The 18,296-nt window shown below is 61.3% G+C and carries 18 protein-coding genes; 13 read left to right on the top strand and 5 right to left on the bottom strand.

The window, feature by feature from the left end; translation table 11 throughout:
- The gene (ligD, locus tag ACMTA2_RS16180) at positions 1 to 1,989 is read left to right on the top strand and encodes a DNA ligase D (RefSeq protein ID WP_413790789.1); all 1,989 of its coding nucleotides are present in this window, start codon (positions 1 to 3) and stop codon (positions 1,987 to 1,989) included.
- Between the two features lie 15 nt (positions 1,990 to 2,004).
- On the opposite strand, the gene lpxO is transcribed toward ligD, so the two are convergent.
- Entirely contained in the window at positions 2,005 to 2,904 is a 900-nt protein-coding gene (lpxO, locus tag ACMTA2_RS16175) for a lipid A hydroxylase LpxO (protein WP_413790788.1), read from the bottom strand.
- Positions 2,905 to 3,308: 404 nt separating this feature from the next.
- On the opposite strand from lpxO, the gene ACMTA2_RS16170 reads away from it, so the two are divergent.
- Together ACMTA2_RS16170 and ACMTA2_RS16165 are read left to right on the top strand one after the other, a co-directional pair.
- Entirely contained in the window at positions 3,309 to 4,898 is a 1,590-nt protein-coding gene (locus ACMTA2_RS16170) for an ABC-F family ATPase (protein WP_003181279.1), read from the top strand.
- Between the two features lie 425 nt (positions 4,899 to 5,323).
- On the top strand, positions 5,324 to 6,517 hold the full coding sequence (locus ACMTA2_RS16165) for an MFS transporter (protein ID WP_413790787.1): 1,194 nt from the start codon (positions 5,324 to 5,326) through the stop codon (positions 6,515 to 6,517).
- On the opposite strand, the gene ACMTA2_RS16160 is transcribed toward ACMTA2_RS16165, so the two are convergent.
- Both ACMTA2_RS16160 and ACMTA2_RS16155 read right to left on the bottom strand, forming a co-directional pair.
- Positions 6,511 to 7,548, bottom strand: a complete 1,038-nt coding sequence (locus ACMTA2_RS16160; protein WP_413790786.1) for an alpha/beta hydrolase family protein — start codon at positions 7,546 to 7,548, stop codon at positions 6,511 to 6,513. The two genes, ACMTA2_RS16165 and ACMTA2_RS16160, sit on opposite strands and share 7 nt — an antisense overlap.
- A 183-nt stretch (positions 7,549 to 7,731) precedes the next feature.
- On the bottom strand, positions 7,732 to 8,340 hold the full coding sequence (locus tag ACMTA2_RS16155) for an FMN-dependent NADH-azoreductase (RefSeq protein ID WP_207966547.1): 609 nt from the start codon (positions 8,338 to 8,340) through the stop codon (positions 7,732 to 7,734).
- A 129-nt stretch (positions 8,341 to 8,469) separates the two neighbouring features.
- Between ACMTA2_RS16155 and ACMTA2_RS16150 the strand changes: the two genes are divergently transcribed.
- Both ACMTA2_RS16150 and ACMTA2_RS16145 read left to right on the top strand, forming a co-directional pair.
- On the top strand, positions 8,470 to 9,378 hold the full coding sequence (locus ACMTA2_RS16150; protein ID WP_413790785.1) for a LysR substrate-binding domain-containing protein: 909 nt from the start codon (positions 8,470 to 8,472) through the stop codon (positions 9,376 to 9,378).
- Entirely contained in the window at positions 9,375 to 9,725 is a 351-nt protein-coding gene (locus tag ACMTA2_RS16145; protein WP_413790784.1) for an MmcQ/YjbR family DNA-binding protein, read from the top strand. The genes ACMTA2_RS16150 and ACMTA2_RS16145 overlap by 4 nt, the downstream gene beginning before the upstream one ends.
- A gap of 4 nt (positions 9,726 to 9,729) precedes the next feature.
- On the opposite strand, the gene ACMTA2_RS16140 is transcribed toward ACMTA2_RS16145, so the two are convergent.
- Positions 9,730 to 10,149: a DUF1294 domain-containing protein gene (locus ACMTA2_RS16140; RefSeq protein ID WP_413790783.1), complete on the bottom strand. Its 420-nt coding sequence runs from the start codon at positions 10,147 to 10,149 to the stop codon at positions 9,730 to 9,732.
- A complete protein-coding gene (locus ACMTA2_RS16135) occupies positions 10,146 to 10,976 on the bottom strand; it encodes an undecaprenyl-diphosphate phosphatase (RefSeq protein ID WP_413790782.1) in 831 nt (276 codons plus the stop codon). The genes ACMTA2_RS16140 and ACMTA2_RS16135 overlap by 4 nt, the downstream gene beginning before the upstream one ends.
- A gap of 273 nt (positions 10,977 to 11,249) precedes the next feature.
- On the opposite strand from ACMTA2_RS16135, the gene ACMTA2_RS16130 reads away from it, so the two are divergent.
- From ACMTA2_RS16130 to fapE, 8 genes are all read left to right on the top strand, one after another.
- The gene (locus ACMTA2_RS16130; protein ID WP_413790781.1) at positions 11,250 to 12,884 is read left to right on the top strand and encodes a methyl-accepting chemotaxis protein; all 1,635 of its coding nucleotides are present in this window, start codon (positions 11,250 to 11,252) and stop codon (positions 12,882 to 12,884) included.
- A gap of 250 nt (positions 12,885 to 13,134) precedes the next feature.
- Entirely contained in the window at positions 13,135 to 13,698 is a 564-nt protein-coding gene (gene pnuC, locus ACMTA2_RS16125) for a nicotinamide riboside transporter PnuC (protein WP_413790780.1), read from the top strand.
- Entirely contained in the window at positions 13,695 to 14,228 is a 534-nt protein-coding gene (locus ACMTA2_RS16120) for an AAA family ATPase (protein ID WP_413795666.1), read from the top strand. Before pnuC ends, ACMTA2_RS16120 begins: the two co-directional genes overlap by 4 nt.
- A gap of 312 nt (positions 14,229 to 14,540) precedes the next feature.
- On the top strand, positions 14,541 to 14,987 hold the full coding sequence (gene fapA / locus ACMTA2_RS16115) for a functional amyloid chaperone FapA (protein ID WP_413790779.1): 447 nt from the start codon (positions 14,541 to 14,543) through the stop codon (positions 14,985 to 14,987).
- 1 nt (position 14,988) lies between these two features.
- Positions 14,989 to 15,582, top strand: coding sequence for a fibril amyloid subunit FapB (fapB, locus tag ACMTA2_RS16110; protein ID WP_413790778.1), 594 nt, complete (start codon positions 14,989 to 14,991; stop codon positions 15,580 to 15,582).
- 59 nt (positions 15,583 to 15,641) lie between these two features.
- Positions 15,642 to 16,631, top strand: a complete 990-nt coding sequence (fapC, locus tag ACMTA2_RS16105) for an amyloid-like fimbrin subunit FapC (RefSeq protein ID WP_413790777.1) — start codon at positions 15,642 to 15,644, stop codon at positions 16,629 to 16,631.
- 168 nt (positions 16,632 to 16,799) lie between these two features.
- Complete coding sequence (gene fapD / locus ACMTA2_RS16100) at positions 16,800 to 17,480, top strand: fibril amyloid maturation endopeptidase FapD (protein WP_413790776.1); 681 nt, start codon at positions 16,800 to 16,802, stop codon at positions 17,478 to 17,480.
- Between the two features lie 59 nt (positions 17,481 to 17,539).
- Positions 17,540 to 18,286 carry a fibril amyloid subunit FapE gene (gene fapE / locus ACMTA2_RS16095; protein ID WP_413790775.1) on the top strand — a complete coding sequence of 249 codons (747 nt, stop codon included), beginning with the start codon at positions 17,540 to 17,542 and terminating at the stop codon, positions 18,284 to 18,286.
- The last annotated feature ends 10 nt before the right edge of the window (positions 18,287 to 18,296 follow it).

Here is an 18,296-nt window from a genome sequence, read left to right as displayed (position 1 = left end):
ATGGCCAACGCTGAGAGTGAATCTGCTCGTTTGTCCACTGCCGAGTCGGACACAACGACACCCCGCCGCCCTGACCAACGGGCAAAGACACCTACCCGGCAACGCCTGCCCGAGCGCCTGTCGCCGCCATTGGCCACCCCCGTGGAGGAGCCGCCCACCGGTGAATGGCGCTACGAAGTCCAATTCCACGGGTATCGACTGCTGACCCGCATCGAACACGGTGAAGTCCGGTTATACAGCCGCAATCACCAGGACTGGACCGATCGGCTGAAGCTGCATGCCGACGCCCTCGCCGAGTTGAACCTGGGGGACAGTTGGCTCGACGGTGAACTGGTCCTGCTCGATGAGACCGGCCACTGCGATTTCGCCGCCCTGGGCCAGGCCTTCGAAATCAGCCGCACCGTCGACCTGGTGTACTTCCTGTTCGATGCGCCCTTTCTCAACGGTGTCGACCTGCGTCAGGCGCCCGTGGAAGAACGCCGTGCGGCACTGAAAAAAGCCCTCAACAACAAGGCCAGTAAACGCCTGCGCTTCTCCGAGTCTTTTTCCGCCAGCCAGCACGATATGTTCGAAAGCGCCATCGCACTCTCGCTGGACAGCGTGGTTGGCAAACGCCTGGGCAGTCCTTATGTTTCCGGGCGAAGCGCCGATTGGGTCAAGCTCAAGTGTCGGTTGCGCCAAGCCTTCGTCATCGTCGGGTTCACCCGTCCCCAAGCCAGGCGCAGCGGTTTCGGCGCGTTGCTACTGGCCATCAACGGACCAACAGGGCTGGTGTATGCCGGTCGGGTCGGCACAGGGTTCAGCCAGGTACAAATCAAGCAATTGCATGAGCGACTGTGTACGCAGCCACGCGCTACCTCGCCACTGGCTTCGCCGCTCGACGGCGTACAGGGACGCGGCGTGCAATGGGTCGAGCCCACCCTGACCTGCGAGGTCGAATTCACCGAGTGGACCCGCGATAACCAGGTGCGACAAGCCATTTTCCTGGGTTTGTCGACCCATACGCCAGCCAGCAAAGTTGTTCGTGAGCAGCCCCTGCCGATAAAGCCTGCCAAGCCAAAACCCCAGCGTCGTCACAAAGGCAGCACGGCCAAGGTCGACGGCGTGACGATCACCCACCCCGATCGAGTCATCGACGGTGTCAGCGGCGTGCAAAAGGCCGAACTGGCGCAATATTACCTGGACATCGCCCCTTGGATCCTGCCGCACCTCAAGCGGCGCCCGGTCGCGCTGGTGCGGGCACCGGACGGTGTCGGCGAAGAACTGTTCTTTCAAAAGCACGCCGATCGCCTGGAGATTCCCCATATCAAGCAGCTGGATCCACAACTGGACCCGGGCCATGCGGCCCTGATGGAAATCGATGATATCCACGCGCTCGTCGGGGCAGCGCAGATGGGGGCGGTGGAATTGCACACCTGGACCGCGACCCACGACCGGATCGAGACGCCCGACCGGTTTGTCCTGGATCTGGACCCGGACCCGTCGCTGCCCTGGAGCGCCATGATCGAGGCGACCCGCATGACTCTGGCGGTGCTCGACGAGCTGGGTTTGCAGGCCTTCCTCAAGACCAGCGGTGGCAAAGGCATGCACGTGATCGTGCCATTGGCAAGAAGCGAGGACTGGAACACCACCAAGGCGTTCGCCAAGGCCATCTCCCAGTTCCTGGCCCGACAAATGCCGGAGCGCATCACCGCCACCATGGGACCGAAGAACCGCGTTGGGAAAATATTCATCGATTACCTGCGCAACGCCCGAGGAGCCAGCACAGTGACCGCCTATTCGGTACGTGCCAGGCCAGGCCTGCCGGTCTCGGTGCCGATCGCCCGGGCCGAGCTGTCAAGCTTGCGCAACGCCCAGCAATGGGACATCCATACCGCACTGGAACGGGCCAAGGGCCTGGGCGCCGATCCTTGGGAAGGTTACAACCACCGCCAGCGGATCACGGCGAGGATGTGGGAGCAGTTGGATGGGCAAAAGCCCGAGGCATGAGGATCGATCCAGCGTTCAGATCCAGACGAAGATCGTCAGTAAACCTGCGAAAAAAGCCCACTTCTGCAGGTAATACAGTGTGCGGTTGCGCTTCTTCAGCGCCTTGCCTTGCAACCGGATCTTGTAGAGCCTGGAGAACGCCCGGTTCAGGCCGCCCGTGCGGTCACCCTCGGCGTTGGGCGCACCGGCCGCCGCCATCACGGTACGGCTGAACCAGCGATTGAACGCGGTGGCCCAACGAAACTTCATGGGCCGCTCCACGTCGCAGAACAGAATGATGCGGTTCTGGTCGGTGGTGTTATCGGCGTAATGAATGAACGTTTCATCGAAGATCACTGCTTCGCCATCACGCCAATGATAAGGCTCGCCATCGACATTGATGTAGCAGCCGGCATCGTTGGGCGTTTCCAGGCCCAAGTGATAGCGATAGGACCCGGCGTACGGATCGCGGTGCCGGACCAGCTTGGACCCCGGCGGCAACTCGGCAAACATCGCCGCCTTGATCGAACCGATGCCCTGCACCAGTTCGGTGGTGCGTGGGCACAGCTTCATGGCCGAGGGATGGCTGTCGCCGTACCACTTGAGGTAGAAACGCTTCCAGCCGGTCTTGAAGAATGAGTTGAAGCCCACGTCGTCGTATTGATGGGAACGCTTGATCTCCCCCGCCCGCAGCAGGCTCTGGCCTTCGGCCCGAATCTCTTCCCAGTGGGCCTGCAACGGGCTGAGGTCCGGGAACTGCGCCGGGCTCAGGAAAGGCCGGTTAGGCAGTTTCGAGCACAGATAAAGCAGGCAATTGATCGGTGCAAGAAAAGACGAATGATCGCTCAACTGGCGCCCGATCTTATGCCGCACGCGCCCGCGCAGGTGAACATGGCCAATGGAGAGGAGGTAGATCGCGACAATGATGAGCTTCACGAAAGTCCGTCACAATGCAGGAGTGAACAGGTTGCGTCTCCGGGCCAGCCAAGCGGCAAGGGAGATGGCATTGGGTGAGATGGCATTTTAGCCACAGTTTGTAACCAAAAGTTATCCAGAAAGTGTGAAAAACGGTCTTGCCGGGGCAATACCCTATCGTTTATCCAGCCAGATCAGTACAATCGCCGCCAACTATCACGCGCCCCCTTTGGCCGATACCGGAAACCCGGCTTCGGCGCACGTCTACCCGGGCCAGGCGCTTCGTATGCTGCTGTCCTCTTATGCCGGATGGACCCTTGCGCCTGTGACCGCAACGCCTTTGCGCGGTCGGGACGTGCGCAAACAGGTACTGAACAGGTACTGCCGCACCCTTAGCTACTCTGAATGTTCCGCAGGATAAACCTTTGATCTCTACAGCTAACATCACGATGCAGTTCGGCGCCAAGCCACTGTTCGAAAACGTCTCTGTCAAATTCGGCGCGGGCAACCGCTACGGTCTGATCGGCGCCAACGGTTGCGGCAAGTCGACCTTCATGAAAATCCTCGGCGGCGACCTGGAGCCGTCCGGCGGCCAGGTCATGCTCGAGCCGAACGTGCGCCTGGGTAAACTTCGCCAGGACCAGTTCGCCTACGAAGAATTCACCGTGATCGACACCGTGATCATGGGTCACGAAGAGCTGTGGAAGGTCAAGGCCGAGCGCGATCGCATCTATTCGCTGCCGGAAATGACCGAAGAAGACGGCATGGCCGTGGCCGAGCTGGAAACCGAGTTTGCCGAGATGGACGGCTACACCGCCGAATCCCGCGCCGGCGAACTGCTGTTGGGCCTGGGGATTGGCATCGAGCAGCATTTCGGCCCGATGAGCGAAGTGTCGCCAGGCTGGAAGCTGCGCGTACTGCTGGCCCAGGCGCTGTTCTCCGACCCGGAAGTGCTGCTGCTCGACGAACCGACCAACCACCTGGATATCAACACCATCCGCTGGCTGGAAAACGTGCTGACCCAGCGTTCGAGCCTGATGATCATCATCTCCCACGACCGTCACTTCCTGAACAGTGTCTGCACCCACATGGCGGACCTGGACTACGGCGAGCTGCGCCTGTTCCCGGGCAACTACGACGAGTACATGACCGTGGCGACCCAGTCCCGCGAGCAACTGCTGTCGGACAACGCCAAGAAGAAAGCGCAGATTTCCGAACTGCAGTCGTTCGTCAGCCGTTTCTCGGCCAACGCCTCGAAAGCCAAGCAGGCCACCTCCCGCGCCAAGCAGATCGACAAGATCCAACTGGCCGAGGTCAAGCCGTCGAGCCGTGTCAGCCCGTTCATCCGCTTCGAGCAGACCAAGAAACTGCACCGCCAGGCAGTCATTGTCGAACGCATGGCCAAGGGCTTTGACGGCAAGCCGCTGTTCAAGGACTTCAGCTTCACCGTCGAAGCCGGTGAGCGCGTGGCGATCATTGGCCCGAACGGTATCGGCAAGACCACCTTGCTGCGCACCCTGGTCAATGAACTGGAACCGGATGCCGGTACCGTGAAATGGACCGACGCCGCGGAACTGGGCTACTACGCCCAGGACCATGCCCATGACTTCGAAGACGACGTCAACCTGTTCGACTGGATGGGCCAGTGGACCCAGGGTGGCGAACAACTGGTCCGTGGCACCTTGGGCCGCATGCTGTTTTCCAACGATGAGATCCTCAAGTCGGTCAAGGTCATTTCCGGTGGTGAGCAAGGCCGCATGCTGTTCGGCAAGCTGATCCTCCAAAAGCCGAACGTACTGGTCATGGACGAACCGACCAACCACTTGGACATGGAATCCATCGAAGCACTGAACCTGGCGCTGGAAAACTACCCGGGCACGCTGATCTTCGTCAGCCATGACCGTGAGTTCGTATCGTCCCTGGCCACCCGCATCATCGAACTGAGCGCCGACGGCGTCGTCGACTTCAGCGGTACCTATGACGACTACCTGCGTAGCCAGGGCGTGGTGTTCTAAGGACAGCCCTTGGTTGTGCGCTGCAAAAGCAAAGCCCTGTCCACTGTGACAGGGCTTTTTGTATTGCAAGGGTAAAAACCAGTGGGAGCGAGCTTGCTCGCGACAGCGGTGTGACAGTCAATGAAGGTGTTGGGTGTCAGTGCGCCTTCGCGAGCAAGCTCGCTCCCACAGGGGATCTTGGGTGTCCATGAGTCTTGTGTTCAGCACAGGCCCATTGTGGGAGCGAGCTTGCTCGCGATGACTTTGGATCAGCCAACATTCCTGATGACTGACACCCCGCTATCGCGAGCAAGCTCGTTCCCTCAGGGGATTTGTGGCGACCTTTGAACATCCGGCTTCCCAAGCACATTTAGTTAGCCTGCTTTCTTTTATTCCCACCTCGCGCCATGATGAGGCTCTCCTACCGCCGCCCGCGAACGAGCCTTATGCCCACGCCCGCCTCTGCCCCAAGCTCCCTATCGATCACCCTGCAGATCGTCTCCATCGTTTTCTACACCTTCATCGCCTTCCTCTGCATCGGCCTGCCGATAGCCGTGTTGCCCGGGTATGTCCACGAGCAGTTGGGCTTCAGCGCGGTGGTGGCCGGGTTGACCATCGGTTCACAGTACCTGGCGACCCTGCTCAGCCGTCCCATGGCCGGGCGGTTGTCGGACAGCGTCGGCACCAAGCGAGCGATCGTCTACGGGTTATCGGGGATTGTGCTCAGCGGCGTGCTGACGCTGCTCTCGACCTTGCTGCAAAGCTTTGCGCTGACCAGCCTGTTGATTCTGATCGCCGGCCGTGTGCTGCTCGGCGTGGCCCAGGGGCTGATTGGCGTGGGCACCATCAGTTGGTGCATGGGCCAAGTGGGCGTGGAGCACACGGCCCGCTCGATTTCCTGGAACGGCATTGCCTCGTACGGGGCCATCGCTATCGGCGCGCCACTGGGGGTGGTGATGGTCGGCGAACTGGGGTTCGCCAGCCTGGGCATTGCGCTGTCGTTGCTGGCGGGCGCTGCGCTGCTGATGATTCGCAACAAACCGTCGGTGCCGGTCATTCGCGGCGAGCGCTTGCCTTTCTGGGCGGTGTTTGCGCGCATTGCGCCGTACGGAACGGGCCTGAGCCTGGCGTCGATCGGCTACGGCACGCTCACCACATTCATCACACTGTTTTACATCAGCCGCGGCTGGACCGGCGCGGCCTGGTGCCTGACGGTTTTCGGCATCTGCTTCATCCTCGCGCGGTTACTGTTCATTTCCAGCATCGCTCGCTTCGGTGGCTTCAACTCGGCCATTGCCTGCATGAGCATCGAAACCCTCGGGCTGGCATTGCTCTGGCTGGCGCCGTCGACGCCGTTCGCCCTGGTCGGTGCCGGACTGGCCGGCTTCGGGTTGTCGCTGGTGTATCCGGCGCTGGGGGTCGAGGCCATCAAGCAAGTGCCCAACACCAGCCGCGGCGCAGGCTTGAGCGCCTACGCGGTGTTCTTTGACCTGGCCCTGGCGATTGCCGGTCCGCTGATGGGCGCGGTGGCATTGAACCTGGGCTACTCGTCGATCTTCTTCTGTGCCGCCTTGCTATCGGTTACCGGCCTGGGCCTGACCCTGTTGCTACGTCACCGAGCCACAAACGCCTCTTATTGATCGGCGGTCTTCATTCCTGCCCGGGTTGGCTTGCCCAAGGCCTCGCCGAAGAAGCGCCCGGCCTCGGAAATCAGGGTGCGGTGGATGTCCTTGCGATCGACGCCGTCGGCATCGGTGCAGAGCGCGGGCATGGCGGCGATCTGCTCGTCGGTGCACGGTGCCAGGAAGACGAAATGCCCCGCGCCGGCCAGGGTCTTGAAATCCGGAGCCGTGGGCAGCTTGCGGGCCAAAGCGGCGGCGTTCTTGTCGAACGCCACGAGTTTGTCGCCATCGCCGCTGTACAGCAGCACCGGCACATGGACATCGGCCAATGCATGACGACCGAATTTCAGGCTCAACGGCGCCATCAGCAGCAACGCCCGGACCCGGGGATCGGCCACCGGTTGCAGGTCATCGCGGTCGGCGATCAGTTCGCCCTGGGTGTTGCAGGCGTCGCGATCGTCCGGCCGCTCCACGCAATAACGACGCAGGCGATCAAGGCTCGGCGTCGCTCCGGACAGGATCAGTGCGGTCTCGCCGCCGGCCGAATAGCCGATCACCCCGACCTGCCCCGCGTTGACGAACGGCGAGAGCATCGAGTCATTGAGCGTTGCGGTGATGGCTTCGGAAATCTGGATCGGGCGCCCGTACAAGTTGCTCAGGGTACCAAGCCGGCTGTGATCCTCGGCATTGTCGCCGGGATGAATCACCGCCACCACGACAAACCCCTTGCGCGCCAGGGAGGTGGCCAAGTCATGCAGGGCCAGCGGCGTGCCGGTATTGCCATGGGACAGCATCAACAGCGGAAAGCGGCCGATGGCGATCTGGGCGTCTGGCGCGGCATCGATCCGGTAGCCACCCAGCAGACTGGATTGTTCGCGGTCGGTGGACGGATAAAACGCGATGGCGTGCATCGGCTGCTGATCCAGCGGATCGAGAAAACTCAGCGCATGGAAACCGGCGCTCCAATGTCGATGCAGCTCCGGTGCGGCCTGCACTGAAGTGAAACTGGCAAACAAGCAAAGCAGCAGCGCTGCACCGAAACGTGTCATCGAATATCCACCCTCACCAGCGCCCGGGAAGGCCCCGTCGCTCGCCGTCTTGGCCGTGCATAACCTGCGCCAGAATCCTCGGCGCCGGATGCAGGAAAACCCTGCATCCCGGCCATCCAATGACGACGAGAATACAGGGTTTTACGAAGGTTGCCCGAAGCGCTTGGTGTCTTTACGCAGGCCTTACGCAGCGGCGAACTGCTGGCCGATCTGCAAGGTGGCTTCGCTCATGGCTTTAGTGCGCATGTCGTCACCATAGGCCAGGCCTTCGGCACGGACGAACTCGATATCGGTGATGCCGAGGAAACCGAACATTAGCTTGAGATAATCCTCGTGGCCTACGCCGCTCGGTTGGCCGGCATGCAAACCGCCCGCAGTGGAAACGATCACCAGTTTCTTGCCACCGCACAGGCCTTCGGGACCGGCTTCGGTGTAGCGGAACGTCTGGCCGGCGACGGCAATGCGGTCGATCCAGGCCTTGAGCTGGGTCGGAATGCTGAAGTTATACATTGGCGCGGCGATGACCACCGCATCAGCGGCCAGGAACTCGGCCATCGCCGAAGCGCTGAGGTCGGCTTCGTGCTTCAGGGCCGCGTCGCGCAATTCGGCGCTGGTGCCGGCGGCAACCAGCGTCTGGGCGGAAAAATGGCTGATAGCGTCGGCAGCCAGGTCACGGTAGGTGACGGTGATGCCGGGCTCGGCAGCTTTCCAGGCTTCAACCACTTCACGGCTCAATTGGCGGGAAGCGGAGTTGTCGCCGAGGATGCTCGAATCGATGTGCAACAGTTTCATATGAGTGCTCTCCAAGTGAGGACCGCAACCGGGCGATCAATTGGCGACAATCCTACCGATGAAGCCAATGATCGATAAGTCAGCACAAATGCGATAGTTTGTCCCACTGACAGGACAATCGAGTTCGACATGCAAGACCTCAACGATCTGTACTACTTCGCCAAAGTCGTCGAAGCCGGCGGTTTCGCGGCGGCCGGGCGCCTGCTGGGCATTCCCAAGTCACGACTGTCGCGGCGTATCGCCGAGCTGGAAGAACGCCTGGGCGCCCGATTGCTCCAGCGCACCACGCGCCAGCTGAAACTGACGGCGGTCGGCGAACGTTACCTGCGCCATTGCCAGGCCATGTTGCTGGAGGCCGAGATGGCCGACGAAGCGGTGGCGAGCATGTCCAGCGAACCCCGCGGCCGATTGCGGGTATCGAGTCCGGTAGGGCTGGCCCACCAGTTTCTGCCGGTGGTGATCGAAACCTTCCTGGTGAAATACCCGCTGGTGCAACTGGACATGACCCTGCTCAACCGGCGGGTGGACCTGGTCAGCGAAGGCATCGATGTGGCGTTGCGCGTGCGCGATCTGGGGGACGAGGACCCTTTGCTGATGACCCGGCGCCTGCGCCAGGCGCGGCTGATGATGGTCGCCAGCCCGGCCTTTGTCGAAGGGCGGCGGATCGAAACCCCGGACGATCTCAAGCAACTGCCGGTGCTGGGAGCATTGGAAGCTGATCGCCAGGTGCACCTGCGCCTGGTCAGCGCCGATGGGCAGCGTGTGGAACTGAGCCTGGAGGCCCGCCTGGGCATCGACGACTTCATTGTGCGCCGGGCCTGTACCCTCGCCGGCCTGGGCTTCACTCTATTGCCGAGCATGTATTGCGAGCAGGAATTGCAGGACGGCACACTGGTGGAACTCTTGCCTGGATGGTCATCGCCCGATGGCTGGCTCCAGGCGGTCTACCCGCATCGGCGCGGCATGTTGCCGGCCGTGCGCGCCTGGATCGATCATTTGGTGGAAGCCTTCGAGGGCTGTGGAGATAGAACGCTATGAGGTTGAGCGAAGAGGATGTCGCGAGGTTTTGCCTGGGCTTGCCCGGTGCCAGGGAAGACTACAAATGGGGTGGCGTGCGGGTGTTTTCCATTGCCGGAAACAAGATGTTCGCCCTGCAGGGCCTGCGGGGCGACTCGTTGGCGTTCAAGGTCGACAAGGACCTGTTCCTGGGTCACTGCGACCGGCCGGGCATTCACCCCGCGCCTTATCTGGCACGGGCCCAGTGGGTCATCATGCAGGTGCCCTACCCGCTGGGTGCCGAAGAGCTGCGTGGCCTGTTGCAACGCTCACACCAATTGGTGGTCAGCAAATTGCCCAAGCGCACCCAGGTGGGTTTGTTGCTCTAGCCATTCAGGACAGATAGCTGCCCAGGAACAACTGGTCGATCCAGAACACCTGGTGCAACAGCACGATGAACCAGAACACGACCTGGAACGACACTTTGCGGGTCTTGTGGCGAAACAGCTGCTGGGCCAGCAAGGCACCAGGCCAACCGCCGGCCAGCTCCACCGCATGCAGCACGTTCTCCGGGGTGCGCCAGGCGTCGGCGCGCGCCTTGCGCTTGTCGCTCCAATACAGCAGGAATGCCACCACGCTGACGACGCCATAGGCCACCATCGGCACCCACGATACCGCCCGCAACCCGAACAGGAGCGAACCGAACAACGGCAAGGCACAGAGCAGCGCAAACACCATCAGTTTGAGCCGTAGATGCTGCACGGTGCCTTCAGCATTGCGCCCGGCGTGCTTGCGATTGCCTGATGGGTTCATGGCTTGGCGGCGGTCCAGTCCACCCAGCCGAACTGCCAGGTTGCCAGGATCAACAGGCCGAAGGCGATTCGATACCAGGCGAACACCGCGTAGCTATGGCTGGCGATGAATCGCAGCAGGGCCTTGACCGCAATCATGGCGAAAATGAACGCGGTGACGAAGCCAATGGCGAACACCGGAAAATCCGCCGGGACGAACAGCTCACGGTATTTGTAGCCCGAGTAGACCGCCGCGCCAACCATGGTGGGCATTGCCAGGAAGAACGAGAACTCGGTCGCGGTCTTGCGCGACAGGCCGAACAGCAAGCCACCAATGATAGTGGCACCGGAACGGGAAGTGCCCGGGATCATCGCAATGCACTGGGCCAGGCCGACCTTCAGCGCGTCCTTCCACGAGATCTCGTCCACCGTCTCGGCGTGCACCTGGTGCTGGCGCTTCTCGGCCCAGAGCATCACCAGGCCGCCCACCACCAACGCAGTGGCCACCGTGATCGGGTTGAACAGGTAGTGGTGGATCCAGTCGGCGAACAGCACGCCCAAGACCACGGCGGGCAGGAAGGCGATCAGCAGGTTGGCGGTAAAGCGGCGGGCGCTGGGTTGCGTCGGCAAGCCCAGCACCACGTCGAAGATCTTGCGCCGGAATTCCCAGACCACCGCGAGGATCGCGCCGAGCTGGATGATGATGTTAAATGCCATCGAACGTTCGCCACCGAACTCAAGCAAGTCGGCGACGATGATCTGGTGCCCCGTGCTGGAAATCGGCAGAAACTCCGTCAAGCCTTCTACTACGCCAAGAATCAGTGCCGAAAAGGCGGTCCACAAATCCATTCATCCCCCAAAAAAGACGCTGTTCAGGCAGGTCTTATCAATATTCAAGTGTCAAGCAGGTCCACGCAGCGGCTGCACGATAACCGCGACCTTTCAAAAAAAACCAATGAAAAATCAGAACAGGCTCAGGTTTTGCGCTGCGGGGCCGAAATCCTATCAGACAAGCCCTGATAACGCTGCCGCGTTATGACCCAGGTCAATCAGGGGTAGCCGCCAGGCGCTACAGTGCCGGCCGTCGTTAATGACAAGAATAAAAAACCGGAGTGACAGCGTATGAATAGCTTGCGCAGTGTGTCGATCAGCCGACGCTTGTGGCTCATCCTGATCGTGGCCGTCGTGATGTTGTTCACCCTCGGCGCCTTTATGCTCAAGCAGATCCACACGGACCTGTACCAGGCCAAGGTGCAGAAGACCCAGCATGTGGTGCAGACCGCCAGTGGCGTGCTGAGCTACTACCATGGCCTGGAAACCGCCGGGACGCTGACCCGCGAGGCGGCGCAGAAGCAAGCCCTCAGCGTGGTGCGAGGCCTGCGCTATGACCAGAGCGACTACTTCTGGATCAACGACCTGACGCCGGTCATGGTCATGCACCCGACCAACCCGAAGCTTGAAGGCCAGAACCTCTCGGCGATTCGCGACCCGAACGGTTTTGCGCTGTTCAACGAGATGGTCGCCATCGCCAAGGCCAAGGGTGCAGGGATCATCGACTACCTCTGGCCCAAGCCGGGCGCCGAAGCGCCAGTCGGCAAGACCTCCTACGTCAAACTTTTCGAACCCTGGGGCTGGATCATCGGCTCCGGCGTATACGTGGACGACGTCGAGGCAGAATTCCAGTCCCAAGTGATCAAGGCCTCATTTATCGGCCTGGCGATCACCCTGGTCATGGGCCTGCTGTTGACCCTGATCGTACGCAGCATCGTCCGCCCGCTTCAAGAAACCGTCAACGCCATGGCCAACATCGCCAGCGGCGAGAGCGACCTGACCCGCACCCTCGATACCCACGGCCAGGACGAAGTCACGCAACTGGCCCGGCACTTCAACGCCTTTACCGCCAAATTGCGCCAGGTGGTGAGCCAGTTGCAGGACTCGGCCAGTGCACTGGGGCAATCTTCCAGCGAATTGGGCAACGACGCGACTCAAGCCCAGGAACGCAGCCAACAGCAGTCCCAACAAATGGAACTGGTGGCCACCGCGATCAATGAAGTGACCTATGGCGTGCAGGACGTGGCCAAGAACGCCGAACACGCGGCCAGCGAGATGCGTGATGCCGAATCCCAGGCCCAGCAAGGCCAGGTCAACATCGACGGCAGCTTGCAGCAGATCGACCGTCTGTCACAGACCATCGACCAGGCGGTGGAAGTGATCCGTACCCTGGCGAGTGAAAGCACCCAGATCGGCAGCGTGCTGGAGGTGATTCGTTCCATCGCCGAACAAACCAACCTGTTGGCCCTCAACGCCGCGATCGAGGCGGCCCGTGCCGGTGAGCAAGGCCGGGGCTTTGCGGTGGTCGCCGATGAAGTGCGACTGCTGGCCCAGCGCACGCAGAAGTCCACCGCTGAAATCCAGTCGATGATCGAGCGCTTGCAGACCCACTCCGAAGCCGCCGTGAAAGTCATCAGTGACAGCAGCCGGGCCTCGCAACTGACCATCGAACAGGCCGGCCTGGCCGGGGCGAGCCTCAACGCCATTGGCCAGGCCCTGCGCAACCTCAACAGCCTGAACGCCTCCATCGCCAGCGCCACCCTGCAACAGGCCCATGTGGTGGAAGACATCAACCAGAACGTCACCCAGGCCGCCGGACTGTCCCACAGCACCGCCCTGGCCGCCGAGCAATCGAGCCTGGCAAGCAGCCGCCTCAAGGCGTTGAGTGAACAGTTGAATGGGTTGCTCAAGCAGTTCCGGGTCTAAGGATAGGTAGCCCCCCTGTGGGAGCGAGCTTGCTCGCGATAGCGGTAGCACATTCAGCACTGATGCAAGCTGATCCTCCGCCATCGCGAGCAAGCTCGCTCCCACAGGGGTTCTGTGCTGATCTCTGGATTGGTGTTCCCCCGCCCCCCCTTGCTCGCGATAGCAGCAGCACATTCAACATTGGTGTTGGAGCTCTCCACGCCATAGCGTTTACAATCGCCGCCCTCTCCTCTTACCCCAAGGAACCGCCATGTCCGGGCTTGAACTGTTTGCCGCAGCCCTCGGCGTGATCGCTGTCTGGTTGACCGTCAAGCAGAACCCCTGGTGCTGGCCGATCGGCCTGGTCATGGTGTTGCTGTACAGCTGGATTTTTTTCGAGGTGAAGCTGTACTCGGACATGCTGCTGCAGATCGTCTACGCAGTGTTGCAACTCTACGGTTGGTGGCAATGGACCCGTGCCGGAGACCATCATGATGGGCGTCAGGTCAGCCGCCTCGGTGGGCCATCGGTGTTGCTCGGCCTGGCCATCAGTGCGGTGGGCAGCCTGTTGTTGGGAGCCGCCATGGCCCACTGGACCGACGCCGCCCAGCCCTGGCTCGACGCCGCGCTCACGGGGTTCAGCCTCGTGGCCCAGTGGTGGATGGCGCAAAAGCGCGTGCAATGCTGGCCCTTGTGGATCGCCCTGGACGTGATCTTCGTGGGCCTGTTCATCTACAAGGGCTTGCACCTGACTGCCGCGCTTTATGCCCTGTTCACCCTGCTGGCCGTGCAAGGTTGGCGGGAATGGCGTGCCGACCCGGCCCTGCGCGCATGAAGGTGGTGGTCCTGACCGGCCCGGAATCCAGCGGCAAGAGCTGGCTGGCGGCGCAGTTGCAGGAGCACTTGGGTGGCGTGCGGGTGGATGAGTACGTGCGCCATTTCATGGAGCAGACCCAGCGCGACACCTGCCTGGCCGACATCACCGACATCGCCGCCGGCCAATTGGCCTGGGAAGACGAGGCACGTGCCCGCCGGCCTTCGCTGTTGATCCTCGACACTCACCTGTTGAGCAACATCCTCTGGAGCCAGACCTTGTTCAATGATTGCCCGGACTGGCTTGAGCCGGCGTTGCTGGCCCGCCATTACGACCTGCACCTGTTGTTGAGTCCCGAGCAGGTCGAATGGACCGGCGACGGTTTGCGTTGCCAACCCGAGCTGGAGGAACGGCTGGCGTTTTTCCAGGCAATCGAGGCTTGGCTGAACCGACATTGGCAACCTTTCCAGGTCATTCGCGGCAATTGGGCACAACGCCAACAGCAAGTGTTTGCGGCCGTGGCCCAACTGATGAAGCCTGAACACAGGTGATCTGTTTCACGCTTGAAACATCGCGCCCGCGCCAAAGCCGCGCCTGATGCCGTTTTCATGTCATTGCCATCAAGATTGTCAAGCCGCTGAAACACCCGCCCAAAAGCCTGGATCCAGAGCCCTGGCGCAGTCAGTGACCCATTGGTCATCATGACTCGAGTCTCACCGCTGAAACAGATGCCTTCCCCGGCAGCCTCCCCGAAAGTCCAACCCGTTGAATCAAAAGGTATTTAAAAACCCGGCACAACACCTGCTCTTCTCCACTTCGCAACGCTGGACCAGGGCCAGCCCACCGAAGAAGGAATCGATGCCGTGGGGACTTTCAAAAGAAGTTTGACCTGTCTGCTAGTGATCGGCTGCGCTGCCGGCGCAACGCTCAGCCTGCCGGTGCAAGCCGAGGGCAACGGCGTCATCGTACTCAGTCGTGACGTGCAACCCATCGCAATCGGTCGCAACGGCGGCAAAGACCCCTACCCGACCACCGTCAATGCCAACCCCTCCGAACGAATCAACCAGGCGACCACCAGCACCGAGCTGAGCGATGGTGAGTTTGCCAGCGTGGCCAGCGGCTCGTCGATCCGCAACATCGTCACCCCCAATACCGGTGTGCAGGGCCTGAACGTGGTCACCAACCCCAACGGCATGCCGGGCATGAACGCCGGTCACGGTGGCGGTAGCGGCGGCGCGATCTCCGGCACGATCAACCGCTCGCTGAGTTCAGGCCTGGCCCCGCTGGGTCGGCTGGCCGGAGGCCAGTGACATGAAGCCGGTCCTGTTTCTGCTCGCCCTACTCATGCTGTCCCTGCTCAGTTCTTTCACCGTATTTGCCGATTCGGGTGTTGCGGTGATCAGTAGCGCCAACCTTCAGGATTCCGGCAGCCATTACACCGGCAACTTCAACGTCAACCAGGCGGCCGGCGACCAGATCCAGCAAACCAATACCCGGGCCATCGCCATTGGCAGCCGCGCCCAGGCCAGCACCCGCGTGGAGCAACGCGTTGACACGCAGGCCAACCCCTCCGTGAACGCCACCGCCCGCATCGGCGGCCACTCCTTTACCAACGGCAACGGCGTGCTGGGCGTGAACCAGTCTGCCGGGGCCAACAACCAGATGGCCAATGTCATGCGGGTGGGCATCAGTGCCCATCCGCAGGCCATGGACGACAGCGCCCTGTCTCAACAAAACGTGGCGTTGCTACCGAACTCAGGAGCAACTGGCGCCCCAACCGGCAGTCGCCAGGTCGTAACCAGCGACCAGGCCTTCACCGGCAGCCGAGGGGTAATCCAGGTGAACCAGAGTGCCGGGGTGGGAAACCGCATGGCTAACACCCTGAGCATCCGAGTCGCTGATTGACCCGGAGGCTACATAAGAAAGTACTGACACTTAACCAACGACACGCAAGGAGAAACACCATGAAACCTACAATGGCACTCAAACCATTGGTTTTCGCTCTCGCCGCTGTCATGGCAATGGCGGCACAGGCTGGAGGATACGGCAACGGGCATGGCAACGGGCACGGCAATGGTCATGGCGACCATGGCCCCAAAGGCCCAACGTGGGAAGAGCAACTTTCCATCAATGCCAGCGCGATGGCGACCGTGATGGATGAGCAGAACAGCGACGGCAACGAGGTGCTCAACCAGGGCACCAAAAACACCGCCGAAGCCACCGACTCCCTCAATGGCAGCAACGGTAACATGGGGGCGAACATCGCCGCCGGCGACGGAAACCAACAAGATAACGCCGCAGCGCTGGCTACTGCTGACGAAAGCTTCATCTTCGGCTCGGCTGTCGCCGCCTCCAGCGCCACACAAACCAACACTAACAACTATGTAAAAAACAACTCCACCCACAACAACGCCTCCCTCACCAATGCGGGCAACAATGGCTCCGGCAACATCGGCATCAACGTGACCGCCGGTAACTTCAACCAACAGAAAAACAACCTAGCCATCGCTGTATCGGGTGGTCGTGTCGCACAAGCCTCTGCCGAGGCCAATCAGTCCTCCACCGGCCTTGTAGTCGACAACAAAGGCGTGCGGACCTACAAAACCGACACCCTCACCAGCACCTACGCCGCTTCTGGCACCTTCAAGGCCAAAGGCACCGGCACCGTCGAAGATGACGACCATGGCGGATGGGGCAACAGAGGTGGTAACGGCGGCGGTCACGATGACGACAAGTTCAAGTTCTCCGCCGTGGGGACCTTCGAGCTGGCCGGCAGCAACACCCAGCAGGTGCTGACCCGCGACGGTTGGAAAAACCCTGTGATCAACAACGCCACCATGACCAACTCCATGAACGGCTTCTCCGGTAACGGCGGTGCCAACGTGTCGGCGGGCGTGGGCAACCAGCAGAGCAACTCGCTGTCCATTGCTGCCGGCTGCAAGGCTTGCATGTAAAAAAGTACCGCTGTAGGGGCGAGTCTGTGGGAGCAAAGCGTGTTAGCGATGAGGTCGTTACATAAAACGCCTCTGTTGGCTGCAAACCGCTATCGCGAGCAAGCTTTGCTACCACGGACTCGCTCCCACAGGGGGCTTTTTCCCGGATGTTCATCAGGCGTACCGATCATGCGAGTCACTGCCGTTTCCCTGCTGCTCTGCGTGGCCTGTATGGCCGAAGCGGCGCAGATACCGGTCGCCGCCCTGCCTGGCGGCATGCTGGTCTACAAACCGGTGCAAAGCCTGCGCGAGCGCAAGTTCGCCGACATCGTCGAGCAGAAAACCGATTTCAGTTGCGGTGCTGCCGCGCTGGCCACGGTGTTGCGCCAGGCCTATTGGCTTGACGTCGATGAAGAGCACGTCATCAAAGGCATGCTGGTCAATGCCGACCACGATCTGGTCCGCACCCAGGGGTTTTCCATGCTGGACATGAAGCGCTACGTGGAAACTATCGGCATGCGCGCCCGAGGCTACCGGATACCGCCAGAGAAACTCGAAGCGGTGACGATTCCGGTGGTGGTCCTGATGGAAATACGCGGCTACAAGCACTTCGTGGTGTTGCAGCGGGCCGACAAGCAATGGGTCTACATCGGCGACCCGGTGCTGGGCCACAAGCGCTACGCCCACGATGAGTTCGTCAAAGGCTGGAACGGTATCGTCTTCGCGATCGTCGGCCCAGGCTATGACAAGACCAATGCGCTACGCAGCCCTCCCCAACCCCTGACAGCCCGTAACAAGCTGGACGGTTTCAACCCGGTCAGGGATGCGGAACTGATGGATTTCGGTTTCATACAGAGCGACTTTTTCTAATCGCCGACCACTGCCAACAAATAAGTACAAAAAGGAGCAGGACGCTCCGGGAGCAGCACATGAAAACGTCACACTGGCTGTCGCTGGCCTGCCTGCTCGCGACCGCCTCGGGCTATGCCCATGCCGGCTTCAAACCTATCGAAGTCAAGGACCAGGAGCTTGCCGAGCTGCGCGGTCGTTATGTCATGCCGGGCCGCGTCATCAGCTTCGGCATCGTCATGAGCAGTACCTGGCGCAACGCCAGCGGCGACCTGATCGGCGCCTCCAGCACCATGCAGATCCAGACCGCCACCGTCAAACCCGAGTTCTATGTCTCCACCATCAAGCAGACCGGTAACGGCAGCGCCCCGGAACAGGGCAGCGGCAACATTACCGGTGGCGCCGGACTTGGCACGAGCCAGGGCGTGACCCAGAGCGTGCGGGCCGCCGGCGACGGCAACACCGCCTACAACAACGTCAACATCAATGTGAAGGAAAGCAGCCAGGCGCCCGCGCTCGTCCCCTCCCAGGGCCAATTGCTGACCAAGGGCCAGACCATCAGCGGCAGCAACGCCGCCGGCAGCGTCGCGGTCACTGCCACCGGCAACGGCGTGCAAATGGCGATCCAGGCCAGCCACAACCAGGGTGGCACCTTGCAACAAGTCGCCCAGGGAGGCTTGCTGCAGAACACCCGCCTGCTCGGTAATAGCAATCTGGTCAACAACATGACGCAGCTCAACGTGGTGCTGAACAACAACGGACCCAGTGCCGGGGCATTGGACTGCAACCTGACCCAACTGCGCGGCCTCCGTAACCTCGGTTATTGAACTACGCTGT

This window comes from Pseudomonas medicaginis (genome assembly GCF_965119365.1).
Classification (GTDB): Bacteria; Pseudomonadota; Gammaproteobacteria; order Pseudomonadales; family Pseudomonadaceae; genus Aquipseudomonas.
Note: the sequence above shows the minus strand (reverse complement) of the source record. Positions and strands in the feature narration are given on the sequence as shown.

What these genes read in the sequence shown, in the direction of transcription:
- ligD (WP_413790789.1), top strand. Translation starts at nt 1, where the DNA reads ATGGCCAACGCTGAGAGTGAATCTGCTCGTTTGTCCACTGCCGAGTCG.
- ACMTA2_RS16165 (WP_413790787.1), top strand. Translation starts at nt 5,324, where the DNA reads ATGCCCACGCCCGCCTCTGCCCCAAGCTCCCTATCGATCACCCTGCAG.
- ACMTA2_RS16160 (WP_413790786.1), bottom strand. Translation starts at nt 7,548, where the DNA reads ATGACACGTTTCGGTGCAGCGCTGCTGCTTTGCTTGTTTGCCAGTTTC.
- ACMTA2_RS16155 (WP_207966547.1), bottom strand. Translation starts at nt 8,340, where the DNA reads ATGAAACTGTTGCACATCGATTCGAGCATCCTCGGCGACAACTCCGCT.
- ACMTA2_RS16150 (WP_413790785.1), top strand. Translation starts at nt 8,470, where the DNA reads ATGCAAGACCTCAACGATCTGTACTACTTCGCCAAAGTCGTCGAAGCC.
- ACMTA2_RS16145 (WP_413790784.1), top strand. Translation starts at nt 9,375, where the DNA reads ATGAGGTTGAGCGAAGAGGATGTCGCGAGGTTTTGCCTGGGCTTGCCC.
- ACMTA2_RS16140 (WP_413790783.1), bottom strand. Translation starts at nt 10,149, where the DNA reads ATGAACCCATCAGGCAATCGCAAGCACGCCGGGCGCAATGCTGAAGGC.
- ACMTA2_RS16135 (WP_413790782.1), bottom strand. Translation starts at nt 10,976, where the DNA reads ATGGATTTGTGGACCGCCTTTTCGGCACTGATTCTTGGCGTAGTAGAA.
- ACMTA2_RS16130 (WP_413790781.1), top strand. Translation starts at nt 11,250, where the DNA reads ATGAATAGCTTGCGCAGTGTGTCGATCAGCCGACGCTTGTGGCTCATC.
- pnuC (WP_413790780.1), top strand. Translation starts at nt 13,135, where the DNA reads ATGTCCGGGCTTGAACTGTTTGCCGCAGCCCTCGGCGTGATCGCTGTC.
- ACMTA2_RS16120 (WP_413795666.1), top strand. Translation starts at nt 13,695, where the DNA reads ATGAAGGTGGTGGTCCTGACCGGCCCGGAATCCAGCGGCAAGAGCTGG.
- fapB (WP_413790778.1), top strand. Translation starts at nt 14,989, where the DNA reads ATGAAGCCGGTCCTGTTTCTGCTCGCCCTACTCATGCTGTCCCTGCTC.
- fapC (WP_413790777.1), top strand. Translation starts at nt 15,642, where the DNA reads ATGAAACCTACAATGGCACTCAAACCATTGGTTTTCGCTCTCGCCGCT.
- fapD (WP_413790776.1), top strand. Translation starts at nt 16,800, where the DNA reads ATGCGAGTCACTGCCGTTTCCCTGCTGCTCTGCGTGGCCTGTATGGCC.
- fapE (WP_413790775.1), top strand. Translation starts at nt 17,540, where the DNA reads ATGAAAACGTCACACTGGCTGTCGCTGGCCTGCCTGCTCGCGACCGCC.